The organism is Vibrio sp. D417a, assembly GCF_030248595.1.
Lineage (GTDB): Bacteria > Pseudomonadota > Gammaproteobacteria > Enterobacterales > Vibrionaceae > Vibrio > Vibrio alginolyticus.
Map to the genome: position 1 here is coordinate 141,905 of NZ_JAHGAM010000003.1, position 22,439 is coordinate 164,343.

Here is a 22,439-nt window from a genome sequence, read left to right on the forward strand (position 1 = left end):
TATAAAACTAAGTTCTTAACTGTGATGAGGGGAGTTTGATGATAGTCAAGCTGGCTTCTTTCTTATGAGCGTAAGTTAGCATGACTTATTGCTAGAAGGAATTAGTATCATGGCATACAAGCACTTTATTAGAGAACTACTGGGTTTAGCGATTGTTGTCTCTGTCGTTTTTGGCGTATTAGGCGTGATGTTAGAGCTCTTCGCACTGACGGCACTTTGGGAGCATCAGCAAACGATAGCCGATGTTTTCTTCCATGAATCTCTCTACTTCATCGTATTTTTAATCCCACCATACTTCCTCTGGAAGTTGATTAACCGTCCTGAATTGGTGTCTGCTGACCAAGCTTATTTGGCAATGAAGTTAGAGGCTGAAAGTCGACAATGAGTCGATTTAGTGAGTAATGAAAAGAAGAGGCTATGAGAAAACATTAGCCTCTTTTCTATCTGATTCGTGGGGCAAAGTATTCGCTGCTTTATTGATTAAAAAGCTGCTTCGATTGTGCCTTTGAAAGTGCGATCGAGATAATCACGAATCGCTTGAGATTGATAAATAGAAACGAACTTTTTATACGCTTCATTATTTTTGTCTGCGTCACGAGTGGCGATGACCATGACTGCTAATGGGGCGTCTTTTGCTTCAAGATAGATACTTTGTTTCTTCGGATCTAAACCAGAAGACATTACGTAGTTCATTGTAATCGCAGCCGCGTCCACATCATCTAATGTTCTTGGTAGCTGAGCGGCATCTACCTCGACAAATTCAAATGATTTTGCGTTTTTTGTGATATCAGTTAGGGCGGCTTTATGGCCAACACCCTGTTTCAGCTCAATTAAACCTGCATCGGCGAGTAGCAATAGACCACGACCACCGTTGGTAGGGTCATTTGGAAGCGCTATACGTGCATTGTTTGGAAGCTCTTGCAGTGAGCGATACTTATTGGAATAAAGCCCCATACGCATAAGAATGGACTGACCAATTGATACTAATTGGGCGTTATGGCTACTGTTGAAGTTGTCTAAAAATGGCTGGTGCTGATAGCTATTAATATCGATGCTACCATCGCTAAGAGCGGCATTAGGTGTCACGTAGTCAGAAAACTCAATGACTTCGACATTCAAACCTTGCTTCGCTGCCTCCTTCGCTACCGCCTCGACTACTTGTGCATGTGGTCCAACTGTCGCGCCCACTTTAATGACAGAGTCATCTTTTTCTCCACAAGCGCTTAAGCCGACTACTGCCGTGAGAATCAAAGCTAGTTTCTTTAAGTGACCAATACTTTTCATTGTAGCTCCATTTTTTGTTTTAGACGTCCATACGTTTGTATGTCCATCCTATCAGAAGTTGTCTGAGGGTCAATGGTTTAAATCACGAGCGGACATTTTGTTTCATTGCTACATATAGAAAGCCAGATAATAGTTAAAGAAAAGGGGAAGAGGAAAAGCTATTACGAGGTTAGTGACGAGTTACCGCAACCGAAACTGTACCCAAAGATATAAGATACAAAAAAAGCGTAGTAGGTATTAACCTGCTACGCCTTTCGGAATATGGTGGCCCCTCGCAGACTTGAACTGCGGACCAATCGATTATGAGTCGACTGCTCTAACCACTGAGCTAAGGGGCCTTAATAGGACAACGATTATAGGGGAAGCGTTGCAAGGTGTCTAGATACCAACTAGGGCAATTGCGCTTAGTTTTTATCCACTTAGAACAGTAGATAATAAAAAAGGTGACCTAAAGTCACCTTTTTTGATTTCTAAAAGCTTGTATGCGCTGCGATTATTCGTCTAGGAAGCTGCGCAGAGTCTCTGAGCGGCTTGGGTGACGAAGTTTACGTAGTGCTTTTGCTTCGATCTGACGGATACGCTCACGAGTAACGTCGAACTGCTTACCAACTTCTTCTAGAGTATGGTCAGTGTTCATGTCGATACCAAAGCGCATACGAAGTACTTTCGCTTCACGTGGCGTTAGACCTGCAAGCACGTCTTTTGTTGCCACTTTAAGGCTAGTTGCAGTTGCAGAATCTAGCGGAAGTTCTAGCGTTGTATCTTCGATAAAATCACCTAGATGCGAATCTTCGTCGTCACCGATTGGTGTCTCCATTGAGATAGGCTCTTTAGCGATTTTTAGTACTTTACGAATCTTGTCTTCTGGCATTTGCATGCGCTCTGCCAGTTCTTCCGGTAGTGGCTCACGACCCATCTCTTGCAACATTTGACGAGAAATACGGTTTAGCTTGTTGATCGTTTCGATCATGTGTACCGGAATACGAATCGTACGTGCTTGGTCCGCGATTGAACGAGTGATTGCCTGACGGATCCACCACGTTGCGTAAGTCGAGAACTTGTAACCACGACGATATTCGAATTTATCTACCGCTTTCATCAGACCGATGTTACCTTCCTGGATGAGATCCAAGAACTGTAGACCACGGTTGGTGTATTTCTTCGCGATAGAAATTACAAGACGCAAGTTCGCTTCAACCATCTCTTTCTTCGCACGGCGAGCTTTTGCTTCACCGATAGACATACGACGGCTGATGTCTTTAATGTTCTGTACGTTTAGAGAAGTCTCTTCTTCAATCATTTTTAGCTTAGCGATTGAACGACGGATTTCTTCTTCGTTACGTTTGATCTTTTCAGCGTATGGCTTGTCTGAAGCAAGAACTTCATCCAACCAAGCTTCACTTGATTCATTACCAGTGAACAGCGCGATGAATGATTTCTTCGGCATTTTGCCGTATTCAACCACAGACTTCATGATCAGGCGCTCTTGAGTACGAACGCGATCCATAGCAGTACGCAGTTCATTCACTAAGTGATCAAACTGTTTAGGCGTTAGACGAAACTCGCGGAATACGTCTAGCATCATTTCATTAGCAACGGTTGCTTTCGGGCTGTTATAGCCGTACTCGTTGATTGCTAATTGAAGATTTTGATAGGTGCTGCGTAGTTGGTTGAATTTCTCTAGCGCTAATTCTGGATCGATACCTACATCTTCTTCAGAATCATCTGAATCGTCATCGCTATCTTCGTCGTCATCAACGTCTTCATCGTCTTCTTCTTCTAACTGAGATTCAGTCAGTTCAGAACCGATGTGTGTTGCCGTTGGTGCAGCGGTGTCGTCAGCATCTGGATCTACAAAACCTGAAATTAGGTCTGTAAGACGTAGTTCTTCAGCTTGAACTTTGTCAAATTGCTCAAGAATGTACGGAATTGTGCCTGGGTATTCAGCAACAGACGATTGAACTTGGTTAATACCTTCTTCAATACGTTTTGCGATGTCGATTTCGCCTTCGCGAGTTAGAAGTTCGACAGTACCCATCTCACGCATGTACATACGTACTGGGTCTGTTGTACGACCAATCTCACTCTCTACGCTAGAAAGTGCAGCGGCTGCAGCTTCGGCTGCATCTTCATCGGTAATATTTGTGTCATCGTTCAGTGCTAAATCATCAGCATCAGGAGCAGTTTCTACTACCTTAATGCCCATGTCGTTGATCATCTGAATGATGTCTTCTACCTGTTCTGAATCTACGATTTCAGCAGGTAGGTGGTCATTTACTTCGGCGTAGGTCAGATAGCCTTGTTCCTTGCCTTTAATAACAAGTGACTTTAGCTGTGACTGCGGATTGTGATCCATAGACGGTATCCAACTTCGTAATCTGGTGAAGGAATCAGTATGCGAAATGCAAACCACTTACTATAACAAATTAAATCGTTGCTGACTAATTAAACAGGGTTACGCTTTTAAATCTAGCATAAGTGCTAGCAGCTCCCTTTTCTCTTCGGCTGATAAACCGACACTTCTTGCTTTGGCCTGCAGGTTTTCAATTTGTTTTTCTACGCACTGGGCAATAATTTTATCCAGTGAGTCTAAAAAGATTTCTTCTTGGTTGTCCTCATCGAGTGGAATGTCCCAACTCGCGAGACGAGACAGAAGGGTCTCATTTTGGCTGTTTCGCCAATGCTCTAATAATTGGCCTGTGTTGATATGGGGATGCGCTTGGCATTTATCAAGTACATCAACAAATAAACTTAGACCAGGAATGGGCAAATCTCTAACGCTAGTTAGATCTGGCACCATACTTACGTATTGTGGGTTTTGAATCAGTAACGCGATCACTTCTCGCATCGGCGTTCGCTTGATTTCTTTATGAGGTTGAGGCCTTTTATCCTCTTTACCTTGTTTTGAAATTAGCTGCTGTAGTTGGCGTTCATCAACCAAACCCAAACGGCGGCCAAGCAATTCTCTCAAGTATAGTCTTAAAGTGCCGCCAGGGACTTTATCAATGAGAGGAACCGCAAGAGTACTCAGTTTTGCCATGCCTTCTTTCGTGCTCATGTCGACCTGCTGAGTCAATGAGCTGAACATGAATTCAGACAAGGGCATCGCATTAGACACTTGCTGCTCAAATGCTTGTTTTCCGTTTTGCCGGATATAAGAGTCGGGATCTTCTCCATCCGGCAAAAACATGAATTTTAACTGGCGACCATCAGTTAGGTAAGGCAATGCATTTTCCATGGCACGCCACGCTGCTTCACGGCCTGCGCGGTCACCGTCATAACAACACACGACGGTGCTTGTTTGCCTGAATAACACTTGCAAGTGATCGCCCGTTGTCGAGGTTCCCAATGAGGCAACGGAATAATCTACGCCATATTGAGCAAGCGCGACAACATCCATATAGCCTTCAACCACTAAAATTTGTGGTGGCTCACGGTACGCTTGTAGTACTTCATAAAGGCCATACAACTCTTTACCTTTATGAAATATCGGGGTTTCGGGTGAGTTGAGATATTTTGGTGTCCCGTCACCTAATACTCTACCACCAAAGCCTATTACTCGGCCGCGTCTGTCTCGAATAGGAAACATCACTCGACCACGGAATCGGTCGTAGCGGTTGCCTTTATCGTTTTCAATCAACATGCCGCCTGTGACGAGCATGTCTTGGTTTTCTTTATTCTGGCCAAAGTTCTTACGAACTAAATCCCATTCATCAGCCACATAGCCGATGCCAAACTTCTGGACGATTTCACCAGACAGGCCGCGATCTTTCAGATACTCAATCGCCACCTTACTTGCTGGCTGTTTGAGTTGGTTACGATAAAATTGAGCAATGCTGCCCATTAAGTCGTATAGGTTACGTTTTTCACTGCTGCTTGCTTGTGGGCCTGATTGAAACGAACCATTACCGCCGCTACGTTGTTCGCGAGGAACATCTAAACCCAAGTATGAAGCGAGTTCTTCAATGGCTTCGACGAATTCTAGTCGGTCGAATTCCATCAAAAAATCGATGGCATTTCCATGCGCGCCACAACCAAAACAATGGTAGAACTGCTTTTCTTGACTGACACTGAATGAGGGTGTCTTTTCGTTGTGGAACGGGCAGCATGCGCCGTAGTTTTTGCCTTTTTTCTTAAGTTTCACACGTGCGTCGATGATATCGACAATATCAAGTCGAGCTAGAAGGTCATCGATAAAACTGCGAGGGATGTGTCCAGCCATAAAACCTAACAAAAAAAGAAGATGATGAGTGGAGTGAATGCCTTAAAAGAATGAGCGTATTGCCCATTGATTTCATTCCATCCATCCAGATACAAACAAGCCGTGCGCTCCAAAGGATAGCACGGCTTGCTGCAATTGGGTGGGGTACCTTAAGCCAATTTAGCGCGAACTAAACCGCTTACTTTACCCATATCTGCACGCCCTTGAATTTGCGGTTTCAGAACGCCCATTACTTTGCCCATGTCTTGCATGCCAGCTGCGCCAGATTCAGCAATCGCGTTCTCGATGAGAGCCGCTACTTCTTCGTCTGTCAGTGGTTGAGGCATAAAGTCCTCAAGAACGGTAATTTCTGCTTGTTCCGCATCAGCAAGATCTTGACGACCCGCTGCTTCAAACTGCGCTACAGAATCGCGACGTTGTTTAACCATCTTGGTCAATACTGCAAGAATGTCGTCATCGTTCAGAGTAATCTGTTCGTCAACTTCACGTTGCTTGATTGCTGATAGGGCTAAACGAATAGTACCAAGGCGCAATTTGTCCTTGGCTTTCATCGCTAATTTTTGCTCTTCTTTGAGTTGATCAATCAGAGCCATAACTAAATTCCTTTTGGAGCTCAGTTATTAGTACAGGCGAACGCGACGAGCGTTTTCGCGAGCTAGCTTCTTAGCGTGACGCTTTTGAGCTGCTGCTTTAGCGCGTTTGCGAACTGTAGTTGGTTTTTCGTAGTGCTCACGACGACGCACTTCAGAAAGGATACCTGCTTTTTCGCAAGAGCGCTTAAAACGACGTAGAGCAACGTCGAACGGTTCGTTTTCACGTACTTTAACTACTGGCATATGCCTTTCACCTCAGGGGTTATTCGTTAACGCTGGTATTCAACAGACCAAATCACAATTGTTAGGTCTCTTACCAGCTTGATCAAAAATGGTGCGGAATTTTAATCCGATCACAACTACTTTGTAAAGCCTTTTGTCGATTATTGTCTGTACAAAATTTGTTTGCAGCACCAAGGCGAGGTAATATGACGCCCAAATTTCCTCTATACAGAAAGCATACTGAGAAAACCATGCGCATTATTGGTATTGAAACCTCTTGTGACGAGACTGGCATCGCAATTTATGACGATGAAAACGGTCTCTTGTCACACAAGCTATACAGCCAAGTAAAACTGCACGCAGATTACGGCGGTGTGGTGCCTGAGTTGGCTTCACGTGACCACGTAAAGAAAACCATTCCTCTTATTAAAGAGGCACTAAAAGAAGCGAACTTAACTTCAAAAGACATCGATGGTGTCGCGTATACCGCGGGGCCTGGTCTTGTTGGGGCGCTATTAGTGGGTGCGACTATCGGTCGCAGTATTGCTTATGCTTGGGGAGTGCCAGCGGTACCTGTTCATCATATGGAAGGTCACCTATTGGCCCCAATGTTGGAAGATAACCCTCCACCGTTCCCGTTTGTGGCGGTATTAGTATCGGGCGGTCACTCTATGATGGTGGAGGTGAGAGGCATCGGTGAGTACAAAATTCTAGGTGAGTCGATTGATGATGCGGCGGGCGAAGCGTTTGATAAAACAGCGAAGCTAATGGGTTTGGATTACCCAGGCGGTCCACTATTATCTAAACTGGCGGAAAAAGGTACACCGGGCCGCTTTAAGTTCCCGCGCCCAATGACGAATGTGCCAGGTTTGGACATGAGTTTCTCTGGTCTAAAAACCTTTACGGCTAACACGATTGCTGCAAACGGTGATGACGAGCAAACTCGCGCGGACATCGCATTAGCATTTGAAGAAGCTGTGTGTGCTACGTTGGCTATTAAATGTAAGCGCGCGCTTGAGCAAACAGGCATGAAACGCATTGTTATTGCTGGTGGTGTGAGTGCTAACCGTCGTTTGCGAGCTGAGTTAGAGAAGTTAGCGAAGAAAGTTGGCGGCGAAGTTTACTACCCACGTACTGAGTTCTGTACAGATAACGGTGCGATGATCGCTTACGCAGGCATGCAGCGCTTGAAGAATGGCGAAGTGGCTGATATGTCAGTAGAGGCTCGTCCACGTTGGCCAATTGATCAACTAACACCTGTCGCTTAGTCAAATTTATGCGGTAGGTTTGAAACCGGTTCTGTGTAATAAAGGTCTCTGCTCCTCAGAGGCCTTTATTTTTAATTATTCAATGAACCGCCTCGTTTTACATTCTGACTGATGCGAGCAGTTCGCTATTGTTTCAGTGCTAGGATGACGTGGAAGAATAAGAAATGGATATAACAATGAATAAGTTTGAAATTGAAGGTCAGCAACTTGCTTATCTAGATAAAGGTGAGGGCCCTGTGCTTCTATTTGGTCATAGTTACCTTTGGGATAGCCAAATGTGGGCGCCGCAAGTTGAGGTTTTAAGCCAGTCATTCCGTTGTATTGTGCCAGATCTTTGGGCACATGGTGAATCGGACGCTGCACCTGCATCGACACAGTCATTGGCCGACTATGCACAACATATGTTGGCATTGATGGATCATTTAGATATCGAAGAGTTCTCGATAGTGGGCTTATCTGTTGGCGGCATGTGGGGAGCAGAGCTAACGGCTCAAGCGCCGCAACGTGTTAAGTCACTGGTATTGATGGATACCTTCATTGGCTGGGAGCCAGAAGTTACGTATAAAAAGTATTTTGCAATGCTTGATACCATCAGCCAAGTCCAAGCAGTGCCTGCGCCAATTATTGAAGCCGTTGTGCCGCTGTTCTTTGCCAACAACGTCAATCAGGATAACCCTAAACTTGTCGCTTCATTCAAACGCAGTTTAGAAGAGCTGAACGGTGAGCGTGCGGTGGAAGTAGCTCGCATAGGGCGCATGGTGTTTGGTCGCCGGGATGTGATTGAGGATTCGGAAAAATTTGCTCTGCCGACGTTAATTGCAGTGGGCTGTGAAGATAAACCCCGTCCAGTTTTTGAATCTTATTTAATGAAAGACTGTATCACAGGCAGTGAGTTGGTGGAGATTCCCCAAGCTGGACATATCAGTTGTTTAGAGCAACCTGAGTTCGTCAACCAGATGTTGTTGAACTTCCTGAATCGAGTTCATGCATAACCAATACATCCTTCTTTAAACGAAAAACTCGGCATTAAGCCGAGTTTTTTTGTGTCAGTTTTTTCTCGCCGATTTTTGGCTCGTCGCCAGACAAAAGCCGACGAATATTTTGATGATGCTTAAATACGATTAAGCAGCACAGCATAGCAACAGGTAACGTGTATTGCGGTTTAAACATCCAAGTATAAAACGGAGTGACCAAAACCGTGACGAGAGCCGCTAAGGATGAATAGCGGAATAGCGCGGCTACTGACAGCCAAGTTAACATTACCAATCCTGTTAAGTCCAAACCAATCGGAGCGATAGCGCCAAGCGCGGTTGCGACACCTTTTCCGCCTTTAAAGTGGAAAAAGATGGGGTACATGTGGCCAAGACAGGCAGCAATGGCGATGACGCCAAGAATGATAGGGTCGATACCAAGAAAGTATCCGCCCCACACGGGGATAGTGCCTTTGAGCATATCGCACAACAAGACTGAAACAGCGGCTCCTCGTCCGCCAATACGCAATACGTTCGTTGCTCCAGGATTGTTAGATCCCACACTGCGTGGGTCTGGCAGTTTTAAGAGTCGACAGATCAAAACCGCACTGGAAACCGAACCTAATAAATAGGCGGCCATTGTCATTATCAGTGCCAGTGCGTCCATAGAAGTCCTTGATGGATTGGAATTTAATGCTCGGTTCCCGCGTAGTTGCTATCATACCCCGAATTTACATAATGCAGAAATCCTCACTGTGATAGAGCTTGCATTATGTGATTTCTTGTATATAAAGATGCTTTCGCAGTTTATACCTAAGTAACATTGTGATGACCAAAGTAAATGTTACTTAGGTATAGAATACTACGATCAAATTACCCCTCACGGGTATCCGACCTCTGTAATAGAAGGACATAAGATGGCTCTGGATAAAGTTTTTATTGAACAGTTAGAAGTAATCACCACAATTGGCGTGTACGACTGGGAGCAACAAATCAAACAAAAGTTGGTTCTAGATATTGAAATGGCACACGATAATAAACCTGCGGGCAAAAGTGATGATGTGCAAGATGCACTGGATTATTCGCAGGTGAGTGAGGCGGTACTTAACCACATTGAAAATGGTCGTTTCTTACTGGTCGAGCGCGTGGCTGAAGAAGTAGCAGAGCTTATCATGCAGCGTTTCTCTGTGCCTTGGGTGACAATCCGCCTAGCGAAGCCTGGCGCCGTGCCGCAAGCACGTGCTGTTGGTGTGGTGATTGAGCGAGGCCGAGCATGATCACCACTTATATTGGTGTTGGGACGAACGTAGAAAGAGAGCAACATGTGCTTGCTGCGTATCAGGAGCTGCAACGGCTTGGAGAAAATCTCCTCGTATCACCGATATATGAATGCGAACCTATTGGTTTTAGCAGCAAGAATTTCTACAACTTTGTCGTTGCAATGCGTACCGAGTTGTCATTAGAAGAGTTGAGCCATCAACTACGCGAGATTGAATTTAAGTGGGGACGCGAAGAAAACGCGCAAAAGTATCAGGATCGAACACTGGATCTCGATATAGTGTTGTTCGGTGAGCGCGTCTCCAAGAAAAAACCTGAGCTACCTCGCAGTGATATCTACAAATATCCTTTTGTCACAAAGCCGCTGTATGATCTCGAACCGCAATTAGTGATCCCAGGCGATGGACGCACAGTCGCAGACATTTGGCATGCTATGCAGCCAGTCGATTCGCTCAAACCCGTTTCCTTTCATTTTTAATTTGAGTTGTTTACATGAGTTATTTTGAAGCCTTTATTTTGGCTCTGATTCAGGGGCTGACAGAGTTTTTGCCTATCTCAAGCTCTGCCCATTTGATCCTGCCTTCCGCTATTTTAGGATGGGAAGACCAAGGTCTGGCCTTTGATGTTGCTGTTCACGTCGGTACATTAATGGCTGTCGTGATCTATTTTCGTCATGAAGTAATCACTTTGTTTCAAGCGTTATTTGCTTCGATCTTTAAAGGAGATCGCAGTAAAGAAGCTAAATTGGCTTGGATGATCGTGATTGCGACGATTCCAGCTTGTGTGTTCGGCTTATTGATGAAAGACATCATTGAAGTGTATCTACGTAGCGCTTACGTCATCGCGACTACTACGATCGTATTTGGCCTTTTGCTATGGTGGGTAGACAAAAACGCTAAACTCGTTGCCGATGAATACCAAACGGGTTGGAAGAAAGCTGTATTTATCGGTATTGCTCAAGCCTTAGCGATGATTCCTGGAACTTCACGTTCAGGGGCGACCATCACAGCAGCGCTTTACCTTGGCTTTACTCGAGAAGCGGCTGCCCGATTTTCGTTTTTAATGTCGATCCCAATCATTACATTAGCTGGTAGCTACTTAGGCATGAAGTTAGTGACCAGTGGTGAACCTGTCCATGTTGGTTTCTTACTTACTGGCATTATCACATCGTTTATCAGTGCGTACATCTGTATCCACTTCTTCTTGAAGATGATTTCACGCATGGGCATGACACCGTTTGTGATTTACCGTCTGATTTTGGGCGTCGGTTTGTTCGCTTTTCTATTAAGTGCATAATTGATGTTAACGAAAAACGCCCGCGAAATCCGCGGGCGTTTTTGTTTGTTCGTTACTTCTTAAGTGCTGCTTTCACTGCTTCAATACGTCGTTTTTCTTGCTCGTCACGAATCGCAGGGCCTTTAAAGCCCTCTTTGATTATGGTTTGAACGTCAACTGCCGCTGCTGCTTGGTAGGATTGCCTAAAAATATCCGCCTGTGGATATGGTTGCGTTTCCAGTCCTTTACGACCAGCGTGATCCGCTTGGCAGCAAAGCAAGATATCTTGCAGACGTTCGGACTTACGCCACACATCAAGTTTATTGAGTATTTTAATTATGGTTTGTGGTTTAAGTTCAGCCGCGCGATGAATATTGGAGTGCTGTTCGCACACCATCAAGGCTAAATCACGAAACTCATTTGGTACCCGGACACGTTCGCACAGCTTTTTGATCAGTTTTAATCCTGTATGGCAATGCATTTTGTGGCTTGGCCATTCGCTCTCTGGCGTCACGCCTTTACCCAAGTCATGCACTTGGGCGGCAAACCTGACGGGGAGTGAGTTACTCAATTTTGCGGCTTGCTCTGCCACCATCAAAGTATGGATGCCAGTATCGATTTCTGGATGCCACTTCTCAGGTTGAGGTACGCCAAATAGTGCATCAATTTCAGGTAACACCACGGTTAATGCCCCACAGTCTCGTAGAACCGATAAGAAGATATCAGGGCGAGGAGTAGAGAGAGATTTATGCCATTCTTGCCAAACACGCTCGGGAGTCAGTGTGCTCAGCTCTCCGGACTCTGCCATGTGACGCATTAACCGCATGGTTTCGTCGGCAATCGTAAAGTTTAGATCAGCAAGCTTCGCTGCGAAGCGAGCGACACGTAAAACGCGTAGAGGGTCTTCAATAAAGGCGTCTGATACATGGCGTAGCAGTTTATCGTTGAGATCTTGCTGGCCACCATATGGGTCATGGATCCTGCCATCACTCTCCATTGCCATCGCGTTAATGGTTAAATCACGACGTATCAAATCTTCTTCTAAGGTGACGTTTTGATCGAAGAAGCATTCAAAACCAGTGTAACCAGAACCTGACTTTCTCTCTGTTCGTGCAAGGGCATGTTCTTCTTTACTTTTGGGATGCAGAAATACAGGGAAGTCTTTACCAACGGCGGTGTATCCTTGGGACAGCATCATCTCAGGCGTCGCGCCTACGACTACCCAATCGTTGTCATAACTATCAATTCCGAGCAATTTATCTCGAACAGCACCACCTACTAAATAAACTTGCACAAATTACCTCTTAATTTATGGATATGCCGTTGGACATTGTAGCAAGCAATGGTACTTTTCTTTACTCCTAAGAATAGAAGAAGAGCGTTTATACCATGTCTGACTATTCCCAGGTGGTTTTTTAGCTGGAGAGCCTAATGTATAAGGACTTTTTTGGGTTTGTCGAACAACCATTTTCGATTGTTCCAAACTCACGTTATTTGTATTTAAGCCAACGTCACAAAGAGGCAATCACACATCTCCAAGCTGGGCTAGGCGATGGCGGTGGCTTTGCTATGCTTACTGGCGAAGTAGGTACAGGCAAAACGACCGTCGCAAAAGCGATGCTGGCGAATTTGGGTGATAACACCAAAGCGGGTCTTATCCTCAATCCCACGTTTTCGAGTAGAGATTTGCTCGAAGCCATTTGTGATGAGTTCAAAATCACCTATCCGCCAGACGCAAACCTCAAACAGCTAAACCAGGTTATCCATCAATATTTGCTGCGTAATTATCGTTCAGGCTGGCAGACATTGCTGGTCATTGATGAGGCTCAACACCTTGCTGCCGACGTTCTAGAGCAGTTGCGCTTGTTGACCAACTTGGAAACCGATACCAGAAAACTGCTCAAAGTGTTGTTGGTCGGGCAGCCTGAATTGCAGCGGTTATTACAAACAACACAACTACGCCAACTTGCCCAGCGTATTACTGGGCGTTATCACCTGTTGCCGTTGGATGAAAAAGAGACAGAAGATTACATCGCATTTCGACTACATACAGCAGGTGGCAACCAGCAACTGTTTAATCGTGCTTCTTGTAAACTTATAGCCAAATACAGTCACGGTATACCGCGGCTCATCAACCTTATCTGTGACAAATCCCTCAACATTAGTTATCACCAGGGTAATGTGGTGGTGGATAAGCAAACCGTTCAGCAGGCCTGTGAAGAGGTGATGCAGTTTCAGGCAGATATTTATCAGCAAGATAAAAAAGAGCGCCGGACTTTCCGTTGGCCTGCTTGGGGCTCAGTCACGGTAGGCCTTATTGCTGCATTAAGTACGGGGTGGGCGGTCGTGAATTATATGCCAGCTCAAGCGACGTCAGTGTTGACACAAGTGACGGAGCCAAGAGTAGAGCCAACACCAACCGTCGTCAGCCAACAGTTAACGGATGAGCAGCGTGATTTATTGTTAACACAAAAACAGTCGAACCTCGCTGTAAATGATTTGTATCGTTTGTGGGGGTATCAAGCATCGGTTCGCGATAATCTTTGTTTGTCAGAACCGCAGTCGACTATGCGTTGTGAGCGTAAAATGGCGACTTGGCCGCTGTTGATGCAACAAAATCGCCCTGTGATCTTGGAGTTGAATTATCAAGGTGATGTTGGGTATGTCATTCTATATGCCGTCGGTAATGATCAAGCTGAAGTGCTCAATGGTAAGCAGCGTCTCCGTCTGCCAGTTTCGTGGCTAAAGCCGTTGTGGCAGGGCAATATTATCGAACTGTGGCATGCTCCGCTGAATGAAACATTACGTTTAGACATGGAAGGCCCTGCGATTGAAGTATTAGACCGATTATTAGCAGAAGCGGTGAGTGAGCCACTGCTTGAAACGTCTATTTTTGATGGTGCGATGAAAGAGCGAGTCGAGTTATTTCAACGTTGGCAAGGAATTGGTGTCGATGGTATTGCAGGTAAGCGAACGCTAGACCGACTTCAGCAAAATGTTCAGCCAGATGCGCCTCAACTGGCGAGAATCGAGAAGGAGGACGCATAATGTCAGCTGTGAAACATATAGGTCTGTTCTTGCTGCCAATCACTGCTTCTGCTATCGGAGTCGCTTGGTACTTAGATCTCTTTGCACCGAGTGCTGAAGTAGATACAACGTCCCCGATAGAAAAGGTCGAAGTGGTATCACCTTTCAAAGTATTAGACTATCCAGAGAACACCCAGTTGGCCCAATTGCCAAGAGAGTGGCCAAGTGCAGAGCTATCGCGTGATTTTGGTACATTTACCACCCCCGATGAATACACGAGCCATACACCAAGCAGAGATGAAACACGCAACTCAGCATCAACCCAAGCGACTTCTGCTGCTGAAGAGGACCTCGGGTTGTCTTTGGATGATCTGGATTTATCCTCATTATCTCCTGATTTAGCTAGGAAGGTCGAAAATGCCTTATCCCGAGATGATGACAATTCTTCATCACAAACGGCACGCGTGAACGATTTAGAGCGCAACGCTCACCAGTGGCAAGGGCGTCTACCTGCGCTTAATTTGCAAACCCATATGTACGCTAGTGATGAAAATCGCCGTTGGGTGAAAATTAACAATATTGAATATCATCAAGGGGATGTCGTTGATGATCAGGTCACTCTAAGAGAAATACAACCGCAAGCTGTGATTGTTGAGTTCCAAGGTGAGCAAATTCGTATACCAGCGTTGTATGAGTGGAAAGGGTAACTCTTGTAGAAACACATCAAGCCAGCGAAATCATATCGCTGGCTTTTTATTTTTCAGAGCATCTTTTGCATCTATTCTGGTGATGATTTTTAGATACTCAAACAAGCAAAATATAGCTTTTCTCAGTCGTTTAAATAGCACCAATATCATTCATCTATTGATAGCGCGATTCCAGTCAACGTTGTGTAAAAAGACACCATCTTCACGAACTTCGGAGTAATGACTTGGTCCACGTTAGACCCCATCACATAATAGGAGTCTAAACAGAGACACATGCGTATTCTGATTTTTTCTTTAAGCATTGTTGCATCGACAAGCTATGCAGCAAAGCCAGACCCATTCCCAGTTACACCAGATAGTCGCGGGCAAGATTTCATGGTCAGTGCGACGAATCCTTACGTGAGCAGTACCGGTTACTCAATATTGAAAGAAGGCGGTAATGCTGTTGATGCTATGGTCGCGATGCAGATGGTGATGTCTGTCGTTGAGCCAGATATGACCGGAATTGGCGGCGGGACTTTCGCGCTGTTTTATCAACATGACGAGAAAAAATTTCTGGCCCTTGATGGTCGAGATGAAGCGCCCTCTAGCGCGAACCCTGAAATGTTTGTTGAGAATGGGGAAGTACTCAGTCGCAACGAAATATTAGGCCCTCGTTCTGTTGCGGTTCCGGGCACATTGCGGTTGCTTTACACCACTCATGAACAATATGGCAAGTTGCCATGGGCAGAGCTGATTAAGCCGGCGATTACATTGGCGAGCAATGGGTACGCGATGAACAGCTACACCTACGACATCGTAGTAAGAGAGCAAAGCCGACTTGAGCAAGATCCGGAAGTGAAAGCCTTGTATTGGCAAGGGGACGATATTAAGCCGACGGGAACCTTGATGAAGAACCCTAAGATGGCTGAGACGCTGAGGAAGATCGCGCAACAAGGCGATCGTTACCTTTATGGTGGTGAGCTTGGTCAGCACATCGTAGAGACGGTTAATAGTCGTATTGATGACCAACACGAGAAGTTGTCTTTAGAAGATTTTAAACATTACCAAGTGAAGCAGCGTGACATCATTGAGAGCGACTACCGTGGGAATAAAATCGTCTCTTTTGGTTACCCAGCTTCGGGCGGTGTGATGGTCGCTCAGAGTCTTGAACTGCTCGCACCCTATGACATTGCCCATATGGCGAAAACGGATGTGGAACCTTGGCGTCTCATGACTGAAGCGATGCGAATTGCAAAAGCCGATCGTATTGCGTATGCCGGAGATCCGGATTATGTGGAAACGCCAGTTGAACAGTTGTTGTCTAAAGCCTATCTAGATCAGAGACGTGATTTAATCCCTGATAATGGCACTTTAAAAGAGGATCCAAAAGCAGGACAGATAACGCAAACTCAGTATGCGCAATATCAAGGCTTCGAGAGCAAAGATACAGGGCATATTTCTATCGTCGATAGAGATGGAAATGCAATTGCGATGACCAGCACCGTTGGCACGGGTATGGGCTCGGGTGTGATGGTCGATGGCGTTATCTTGAATGCGCAGATGGCTAACTTCTCACCTCAGCCAACGGTTAACGGCAAGCCTACGCAAAACTCAATTGAAGCGGGCAAGCGTCCACGTTCGGCTATTACGCCATTAATGGTGATGGACAGTGATGATAACTTGCGTTTGGTGGTTGGGTCACCAGGTAGTTCACAAATCCCGGGGTATGTACTCAAAACCGTGGTTGGGGTGCTGGATTGGAATTTATCAGCGCAAGAGGCTATTGACTTACCAAACATCCAGTATGGCACTAAGATAGACCGCACCAAGTCTTATGACCCGACTGGTTTGCTGGTGGAAAAGAAAACGTTCTCAGAAATGTTGGTGCCTGAGTTTATGGAGCTTGGCTACCCAGTGCACGTTATTCCAGTGGTAAGCGGTTTGAATGCAATTGAGCTAAAAGATGGCAAGCTTTATGGCGCAACGGATCGTCGTCGAGCCTCTAGTTCAATGGGGGAGTAGTACTTACTTCTGTCAAACGAAGCAAACTAAAAAGCCAGTCGATATCGACTGGCTTTTGCGTTCTTTTTAAAGATAAAAGCGTGAGGGTTTATGCCCAACCCGCAGGAGAGCGCTTTCTACGAGGCATGACATGCGGAAGAATCAAACCAAATAGTAAACCTAAACCTGCGACACCGCCGCCATAAGTGAAGTACTTAAGCAGCATGTCATCTTTTTGAGTATCCAGTTTTGCGCGTAGCTCGCGGTTTTCTGTTTCAACAGAAGTAAGCTGATCGCTGATCTCAGAGTATTTATTTTCTAGATCTGAAATTTGTTGGTTACGTGTTTCGAGAGAGGTAACAAGACCGGCTTTCTCTGCATCAGAAGTTTGACGAGCATTAGCAAGCTGCTCTTTTACTTCGGCTAGCTCTTTCTCAATGCGAGGAAGGCGAATTGCCATGCTCTCTTGGTTTGTCACAAACTTGCTTTGTACCCAACCAGTGCGACCACGGTCATCACGAACTTGCGTATAGCCAGTATCTCGGTTGGTTTTAATCAGTTGTACTTTAGAACCGGCGTTAACACTACCAATAATACGGTAGGTGTTATTTGGACCTGAATGCATAAAAGTGAAGAGGTCATCAGAAATATAACGGTCTGCTGCTAGGGCCGCTGGCGCTGCTAGCAAAGTAAACAAAACCGTGATGATTAGTTTTTTCACAGTAAATCCCTTAACGATTTTTCTTGGAGACAGCGTTGGCACCGAATGATTGGAGCCGGAAATAGACGAATAGTATGCAGTTTCAAACCTCGGTGCAACAAAGAAGGGAGGCAAAGCCTCCCTTTCTGTGCGTTTGAGTCAATAATGACAAAGCGCTTACATTCTATTGACGAGTGTCTTAAGCGAACATCGCTTGAAGTCCGTAGAAGAATACTACGGCCAATAACGCACCCGCTGGTAGTGTAACGATCCATGATGCCACGATGTTACGAACTACTCCTAGGTTCAGTGCTGCGATACCACGAGCAAAGCCAACACCGAGAACCGCACCAACCAATGTTTGAGTGGTTGAAATTGGCAGGCCTGTACCAGACGCTAGAACTACCGTACATGCTGTTGCTAGCTGTGCTGCAAAACCGCGGCTAGGCGTTAGCTCAGTGATGCCTGTACCAACGGTTGCCATTACTTTGTGACCTAGTGTTGCAAGACCGACCACGATACCAATACCACCAAGAGGTAGAATCCACCAAGCGATGGTGCTTTTCGTGCTGATTTCGCCCATGTGTTCAACAGTCGATACGACAGCAGACAGTGGACCAATGGCGTTTGCAACGTCGTTTGAACCGTGTGCAAATGCCATCGCACAAGCGGTGATAACCATCAGAACGCTGAAGATACCTTCCACGCCAGAAAAGCTGCGGTCTTCTTCGCGATTAGCGAATTTTTTCTGGATGTATACGTAGCCGCCAATCATCACAAGTGCTGAAACTGCTGCTGCCCACATCCAGGCTTCACCATTGGTCAGGTGAAGACCAACGTGTTTTAGACCTTTTTTGATGGTTACAAGTGCAATCACCATTGTTGTGATGAACATGTAAACAGGTACAAAACGTTTTGCGTTAAACAGAGGGTTCTCAGTATCAAAAATCAGGCGCTGTGCGCTGACAAAGATAACGTAAGCAAAGAAACCTGAAATCACTGGCGTAATAATCCAGCTACCAACAATGCCTTGAACGCTGCCCCAGTCAACCGCTTCAGTACCTACTGATACGCATGCAAAACCAATGATTGCACCGATGATTGAGTGAGTCGTTGATACTGGCCAGCCCATGTAAGAAGCAAGAAGCAGCCATGTACCTGCTGCTAAAAGCGCAGACATCATGCCGTAGACAAGAACATCTGGTTGACTAGCAAATAAAGAAGTTTCGATTACACCTTTACGGATAGTGTCGGTTACTTCACCGCCTGCAAGGTAAGCACCTGCAAATTCGAAGATCATCGCAATGATGATAGCTTGTTTTACAGTTAGCGCTTTTGAACCTACAGATGTACCCATCGCATTAGCAACGTCGTTCGCGCCAATACCAATCGCCATCATGAAACCAAAAATCGCTGCAACAATAATCAGGACAGTGCCGTAGTTCGCAAGGATATCCATCGTAATACCTAGTTGTTTTATAACAAGCGGAACAAAATTTTACGCGCGCCAAACCATAAGACGATGAAAATAGTCATCGTCCCTATGACACGTGTTAATTATGCTCTTCGTTATGTCGTTAACTTTATGTTTTAAGATCGAGATAGCATGACTTCCAAACGAGCACCTACGCGCTGCGCTTGGTCGGCAATACCACCTACCCATTCAAGAATCTTGTATAGGAACATGACATCGATAGGGTTCATGTCAGCTTCAATCACCATCAACTGTTGGCGAAGTTCAATCTGCATGGCATCGGTATCATCTTCGATAACGTCTAATTGATGAATCATTTCAGCGACGAGCGTCACTTCACGGCCTTTGAAGCCGGTTTCTAGCAATTCATCAAGTTCATTGATTACCTTTTGCGCCTGATCGGCAGCATCAAGACAACGTTGAACGTAAGCGAGGAAGTTTGGTTGGAGAGCCTCAGGGATGACAAGTTGACGACCATATACACGGCCAGCAATGTCTTTTGCCAGGTTTGCAAGTTTGTCCTGTTGAGTCAAAAGCTCAAGCATGTCAGTACGGTCGACTGGCATGAACAAACCGCGAGGCAGTTTTAGACGGATTTCACGTTTCAGCACATCCGCTTCTTTCTCTAGGTGAGAAATTTGTGCACGGATTTCTGCTGCTTTTTCCCAATCACCCTTTGAAGATACTTCAAAGAATTTCACCAAGTGTGAACAACATTCGTTGACACACACAACGTGGCGTTGCAAAGGCTTAATTGGGGACTTTGCAAATAACCCCATAATTGTATTTACTGGCATGGTCATTCAACCTAATAACTATAACCTTAAAAAAACATACACCATTTCTGAGTGCTTGGCGAAATGTTGAACGATGGCTATAAAGGCGCGCATGGTAACGCATTAAATCGCTCATTAAAACTGTTTTAGATCATCAATCCGGCGATATTTCTCTCTTGCCGTGTGAGAAATTACGCAATATCCTGTTTCTATCTGCTTTGAAAGGTATAGCTATGGAAACCGAAATAGAACTGAAGTTTTTTGTTTCTCCTGAATTTTCAGAAACTTTAAAAGAAAAAATTTCTGAGACAAAAGTACTTCAGCATAGTTGTCGTGACTTGGGTAACACCTATTTTGATACTGCCGATAAATGGCTTCGAAAGCACGACATTGGTTTAAGAATTCGCCGTTTTGATGATGTATTCGTCCAAACCGTAAAGACAGCAGGACGCGTCGTCGCAGGCTTACATCAAAGACCAGAATACAATGCTGAGCACACTAGTGACGAGCCTAATCTGTCGCTTCATCCTCTAGATATTTGGCCTCCAGGTAAAGATGCAGAAACGCTGCAATCCGAGCTTATGCCATTATTCTCGACCAACTTCACACGTGAACAATGGCTGATTGGCATGCCCGATGGCAGTCAGATTGAAGTTGCCTTTGACCAAGGCTTAGTTGTAGCCAAAGGTGAAGACGAAGAAGAGAAGCAAGAGCCGATTTGCGAAGTTGAACTGGAACTTAAGTCAGGCCAAACCGAAGCTTTATTCACGCTGGCACGCAGCTTTTGCGAGCAAGGCGGTATGCGCTTGGGTAACTTGAGCAAAGCGGCGAAAGGTTATCGACTTGCAAGTGGTTATGCGGGTGATGAAGTAAAATCATTGGCACTTGTGGACAGTAGTCCGACGGATACCGTTGAATTTTGCTTGATCAACTCTTTAGAGCACGCTTTGTCTCATTGGCATTATCACGAGCAAATTTATGCTGAGCGTGACAGCGTGGAAGCACTGCGTGAAATCAGTAATGCCATTCGTTTCATTCGTCAAACATTGACTATTTTTGGCGGGATTGTCCCTCGTCGCGCGAGCGCGATTCTGCGCCAAGAGCTTAAATGGTTGGAAGAAGAACTGAGTTGGTTGGATGAGCATGCACACCTTGAAGAGCTCTTAGATGACAAAGGCAATGTGCTGCGTAAGTTGGATGCACGTAAGTTCTTAGTATCTGAGCTGACTCAGCAGTTACAAGAGTTGCCAAGCCGTGAAGAAGTGCTAGGGTTGCTCAATTCCGCGCGTTACACAGGGTTACTGCTGGATCTAAGCCGCTGGATCTTAGCGCGCGGTTGGCAGCCATTTCTTGATGAAAAAGCACGTGAAAAAATGGCAAGTAACATCATGCCGTTTTCAGTTACTCAGCTCGATCGCACTTGGGCTGAGCTAATGGAAGCTTTCCCAGCAGAGCGCGATCTGACGGCGCAAGAGTACGTTGATCAGCGTTATCGCTTATTGCGTAACCTCTATACTGGTATTGGTTTCGCGAGTTTGTATAATTCAGATGAGCGTAACAGCTTCCGTTTACCATGGGCGGATCTAGTGCATGGTATCGATGATCTGCTAATGCTGAACCACTTGCTCCCGTTGGTTGATATGCTGGAAGACGCAGAAAAAGAGCAGTTAGAACGCTGGTTACACCGTCAAGAGCGCTCAATTTTGCATGCAATGGATCAAACCCGAGCGATCAGTGTGGAAGTTCAGCCTTATTGGCGTGAATGATCGTTCTGGTGATAAGAACAAAAAAATAGGACCGCATGGTCCTATTTTTTTGTCTCTGTTTTACGTTGTTGTAGCTCTTTTTCCATGAAATCGAGTCGTTCTAGTATTTGCGCTTGTTGGCTTAGGAGCTGCTCGAGCATACGTTCTTTATTGATTGAACTGTGCGTCTGTTGTTTCGTTGGGGCAGTAAGAATAGAGGTGATAAGACCCGAGATCATACCAAAGATACCCACCCCGCAAACAATGATGATGACAGCCAAAAACTTTCCTATGGAGGTCACTGGATAATGATCGCCGTAACCAACCGTTGAGATTGTTACAAATACCCACCACAAAGCATCGGCGCCAGTACGAATATTCGCTTCTGGGTTTTTCGCTTCGATAAACAGCATTGCACTAGAACCGAGTGTTATGAGGATAACCATCAATAGCAGTATAGAGGCGAGCGTGGTTTCGCGGCGGTTTTCTTTGAGCTGATGCAAAATGAACTTTGACGAACGCAGTACTAATACCACTCGCATAATATGAAAAATACGAGCAAAGCGCAGGGGCTCTATCAATGGGATACTCGCCACGAAATCTATCCAATGACGTTTAAGGAATAACCAGCGATCTGTGGACCGGATCAAATCAATGGTGAGCTGTAGTAGAAAAATACTACAGATTATGAAATCCAGACCGATAAGAACTTGACGGGTTTCGTGATCGATCGGGAAAAACAACAAGCCAGAGATCACAAATAGTGCCATAAAAGACAATATTAGTGACAACAGGCCCATCGGTCGTGTGCTGTCTTTGATATCATTGTTTTTCATACGAAGCTCAAAATAAATCGCGTAACCACGCAAAGCGCGAACATAACTATAAGTAATATAAAGATTACAGATAAAGAC

The 22,439-nt window shown here is 45.3% G+C and carries 21 protein-coding genes and 1 tRNA gene; 10 read left to right on the top strand and 12 right to left on the bottom strand.

The features are described from left to right. Positions 1-109: 109 nt before the first annotated feature. Positions 110-385, top strand: a complete 276-nt coding sequence (locus KI742_RS03000; protein ID WP_005383040.1) for a hypothetical protein — start codon at positions 110-112, stop codon at positions 383-385. A 95-nt stretch (positions 386-480) separates the two neighbouring features. Here KI742_RS03000 and KI742_RS03005 read toward each other — a convergent pair whose 3' ends face one another. The 6 genes from KI742_RS03005 to rpsU form a co-directional block, all read right to left on the bottom strand. Then, positions 481-1,284: a MetQ/NlpA family ABC transporter substrate-binding protein gene (locus tag KI742_RS03005; protein WP_017633488.1), complete on the bottom strand. Its 804-nt coding sequence runs from the start codon at positions 1,282-1,284 to the stop codon at positions 481-483. Between the two features lie 262 nt (positions 1,285-1,546). Further along, positions 1,547-1,622, bottom strand: a tRNA-Ile gene (locus KI742_RS03010). A gap of 155 nt (positions 1,623-1,777) precedes the next feature. Beyond that, the gene (gene rpoD, locus KI742_RS03015; protein ID WP_005395986.1) at positions 1,778-3,640 is read right to left on the bottom strand and encodes an RNA polymerase sigma factor RpoD; all 1,863 of its coding nucleotides are present in this window, start codon (positions 3,638-3,640) and stop codon (positions 1,778-1,780) included. Positions 3,641-3,739: 99 nt separating this feature from the next. Next, a complete protein-coding gene (dnaG, locus tag KI742_RS03020; protein WP_005379719.1) occupies positions 3,740-5,506 on the bottom strand; it encodes a DNA primase in 1,767 nt (588 codons plus the stop codon). Positions 5,507-5,655: 149 nt separating this feature from the next. Next, on the bottom strand, positions 5,656-6,099 hold the full coding sequence (locus KI742_RS03025; RefSeq protein ID WP_005379720.1) for a GatB/YqeY domain-containing protein: 444 nt from the start codon (positions 6,097-6,099) through the stop codon (positions 5,656-5,658). 27 nt (positions 6,100-6,126) lie between these two features. Beyond that, positions 6,127-6,342, bottom strand: coding sequence for a 30S ribosomal protein S21 (gene rpsU, locus KI742_RS03030; RefSeq protein WP_001145625.1), 216 nt, complete (start codon positions 6,340-6,342; stop codon positions 6,127-6,129). A 230-nt stretch (positions 6,343-6,572) separates the two neighbouring features. Between rpsU and tsaD the strand changes: the two genes are divergently transcribed. Both tsaD and KI742_RS03040 read left to right on the top strand, forming a co-directional pair. Further along, positions 6,573-7,589: a tRNA (adenosine(37)-N6)-threonylcarbamoyltransferase complex transferase subunit TsaD gene (gene tsaD, locus KI742_RS03035; protein ID WP_005379854.1), complete on the top strand. Its 1,017-nt coding sequence runs from the start codon at positions 6,573-6,575 to the stop codon at positions 7,587-7,589. A 176-nt stretch (positions 7,590-7,765) separates the two neighbouring features. After that, the gene (locus tag KI742_RS03040; protein WP_053350197.1) at positions 7,766-8,581 is read left to right on the top strand and encodes an alpha/beta fold hydrolase; all 816 of its coding nucleotides are present in this window, start codon (positions 7,766-7,768) and stop codon (positions 8,579-8,581) included. A gap of 34 nt (positions 8,582-8,615) precedes the next feature. Here the strand turns inward: KI742_RS03040 and plsY are convergent, their stop codons facing one another. Continuing rightward, positions 8,616-9,227 (bottom strand): glycerol-3-phosphate 1-O-acyltransferase PlsY, encoded by a 612-nt coding sequence (gene plsY / locus KI742_RS03045; RefSeq protein ID WP_005379857.1) that lies wholly within the window; start codon positions 9,225-9,227, stop codon positions 8,616-8,618. Between the two features lie 250 nt (positions 9,228-9,477). On the opposite strand from plsY, the gene folB reads away from it, so the two are divergent. The 3 genes from folB to KI742_RS03060 are packed head-to-tail and all read left to right on the top strand — an operon-like array spanning position 9,478 to position 11,134. Further along, positions 9,478-9,837 carry a bifunctional dihydroneopterin aldolase/7,8-dihydroneopterin epimerase gene (folB, locus tag KI742_RS03050; RefSeq protein ID WP_053350198.1) on the top strand — a complete coding sequence of 120 codons (360 nt, stop codon included), beginning with the start codon at positions 9,478-9,480 and terminating at the stop codon, positions 9,835-9,837. Then, positions 9,834-10,316: a 2-amino-4-hydroxy-6-hydroxymethyldihydropteridine diphosphokinase gene (gene folK, locus KI742_RS03055; RefSeq protein ID WP_005387457.1), complete on the top strand. Its 483-nt coding sequence runs from the start codon at positions 9,834-9,836 to the stop codon at positions 10,314-10,316. Before folB ends, folK begins: the two co-directional genes overlap by 4 nt. 14 nt (positions 10,317-10,330) lie before the next feature. Then, positions 10,331-11,134: an undecaprenyl-diphosphate phosphatase gene (locus tag KI742_RS03060; protein ID WP_017636143.1), complete on the top strand. Its 804-nt coding sequence runs from the start codon at positions 10,331-10,333 to the stop codon at positions 11,132-11,134. 52 nt (positions 11,135-11,186) lie between these two features. Here KI742_RS03060 and KI742_RS03065 read toward each other — a convergent pair whose 3' ends face one another. After that, positions 11,187-12,407, bottom strand: a complete 1,221-nt coding sequence (locus KI742_RS03065) for a multifunctional CCA addition/repair protein (RefSeq protein WP_193837543.1) — start codon at positions 12,405-12,407, stop codon at positions 11,187-11,189. Positions 12,408-12,544: 137 nt separating this feature from the next. Here KI742_RS03065 and KI742_RS03070 point away from each other — a divergent pair, with 137 nt between their 5' ends. From KI742_RS03070 to ggt, 3 genes are all read left to right on the top strand, one after another. Continuing rightward, the gene (locus KI742_RS03070) at positions 12,545-14,161 is read left to right on the top strand and encodes an ExeA family protein (protein WP_193837544.1); all 1,617 of its coding nucleotides are present in this window, start codon (positions 12,545-12,547) and stop codon (positions 14,159-14,161) included. Then, positions 14,161-14,847, top strand: coding sequence for a general secretion pathway protein GspB (locus KI742_RS03075; RefSeq protein WP_182015955.1), 687 nt, complete (start codon positions 14,161-14,163; stop codon positions 14,845-14,847). The genes KI742_RS03070 and KI742_RS03075 overlap by 1 nt, the downstream gene beginning before the upstream one ends. A 273-nt stretch (positions 14,848-15,120) precedes the next feature. Then, the gene (gene ggt, locus KI742_RS03080; RefSeq protein ID WP_182015954.1) at positions 15,121-16,851 is read left to right on the top strand and encodes a gamma-glutamyltransferase; all 1,731 of its coding nucleotides are present in this window, start codon (positions 15,121-15,123) and stop codon (positions 16,849-16,851) included. 88 nt (positions 16,852-16,939) lie between these two features. On the opposite strand, the gene KI742_RS03085 is transcribed toward ggt, so the two are convergent. From KI742_RS03085 to KI742_RS03095, 3 genes are all read right to left on the bottom strand, one after another. After that, positions 16,940-17,551, bottom strand: a complete 612-nt coding sequence (locus KI742_RS03085; protein WP_005379900.1) for a TIGR04211 family SH3 domain-containing protein — start codon at positions 17,549-17,551, stop codon at positions 16,940-16,942. 178 nt (positions 17,552-17,729) lie between these two features. Next, positions 17,730-18,989, bottom strand: coding sequence for an inorganic phosphate transporter (locus KI742_RS03090; protein ID WP_005379898.1), 1,260 nt, complete (start codon positions 18,987-18,989; stop codon positions 17,730-17,732). Positions 18,990-19,120: 131 nt separating this feature from the next. Beyond that, the gene (locus tag KI742_RS03095) at positions 19,121-19,801 is read right to left on the bottom strand and encodes a TIGR00153 family protein (protein WP_005379896.1); all 681 of its coding nucleotides are present in this window, start codon (positions 19,799-19,801) and stop codon (positions 19,121-19,123) included. A 212-nt stretch (positions 19,802-20,013) separates the two neighbouring features. On the opposite strand from KI742_RS03095, the gene KI742_RS03100 reads away from it, so the two are divergent. Then, on the top strand, positions 20,014-21,546 hold the full coding sequence (locus KI742_RS03100; protein WP_005379894.1) for an inorganic triphosphatase: 1,533 nt from the start codon (positions 20,014-20,016) through the stop codon (positions 21,544-21,546). 41 nt (positions 21,547-21,587) lie between these two features. On the opposite strand, the gene KI742_RS03105 is transcribed toward KI742_RS03100, so the two are convergent. Next, on the bottom strand, positions 21,588-22,361 hold the full coding sequence (locus KI742_RS03105; protein ID WP_285385141.1) for a potassium channel family protein: 774 nt from the start codon (positions 22,359-22,361) through the stop codon (positions 21,588-21,590). Positions 22,362-22,439 lie beyond the last annotated feature (78 nt).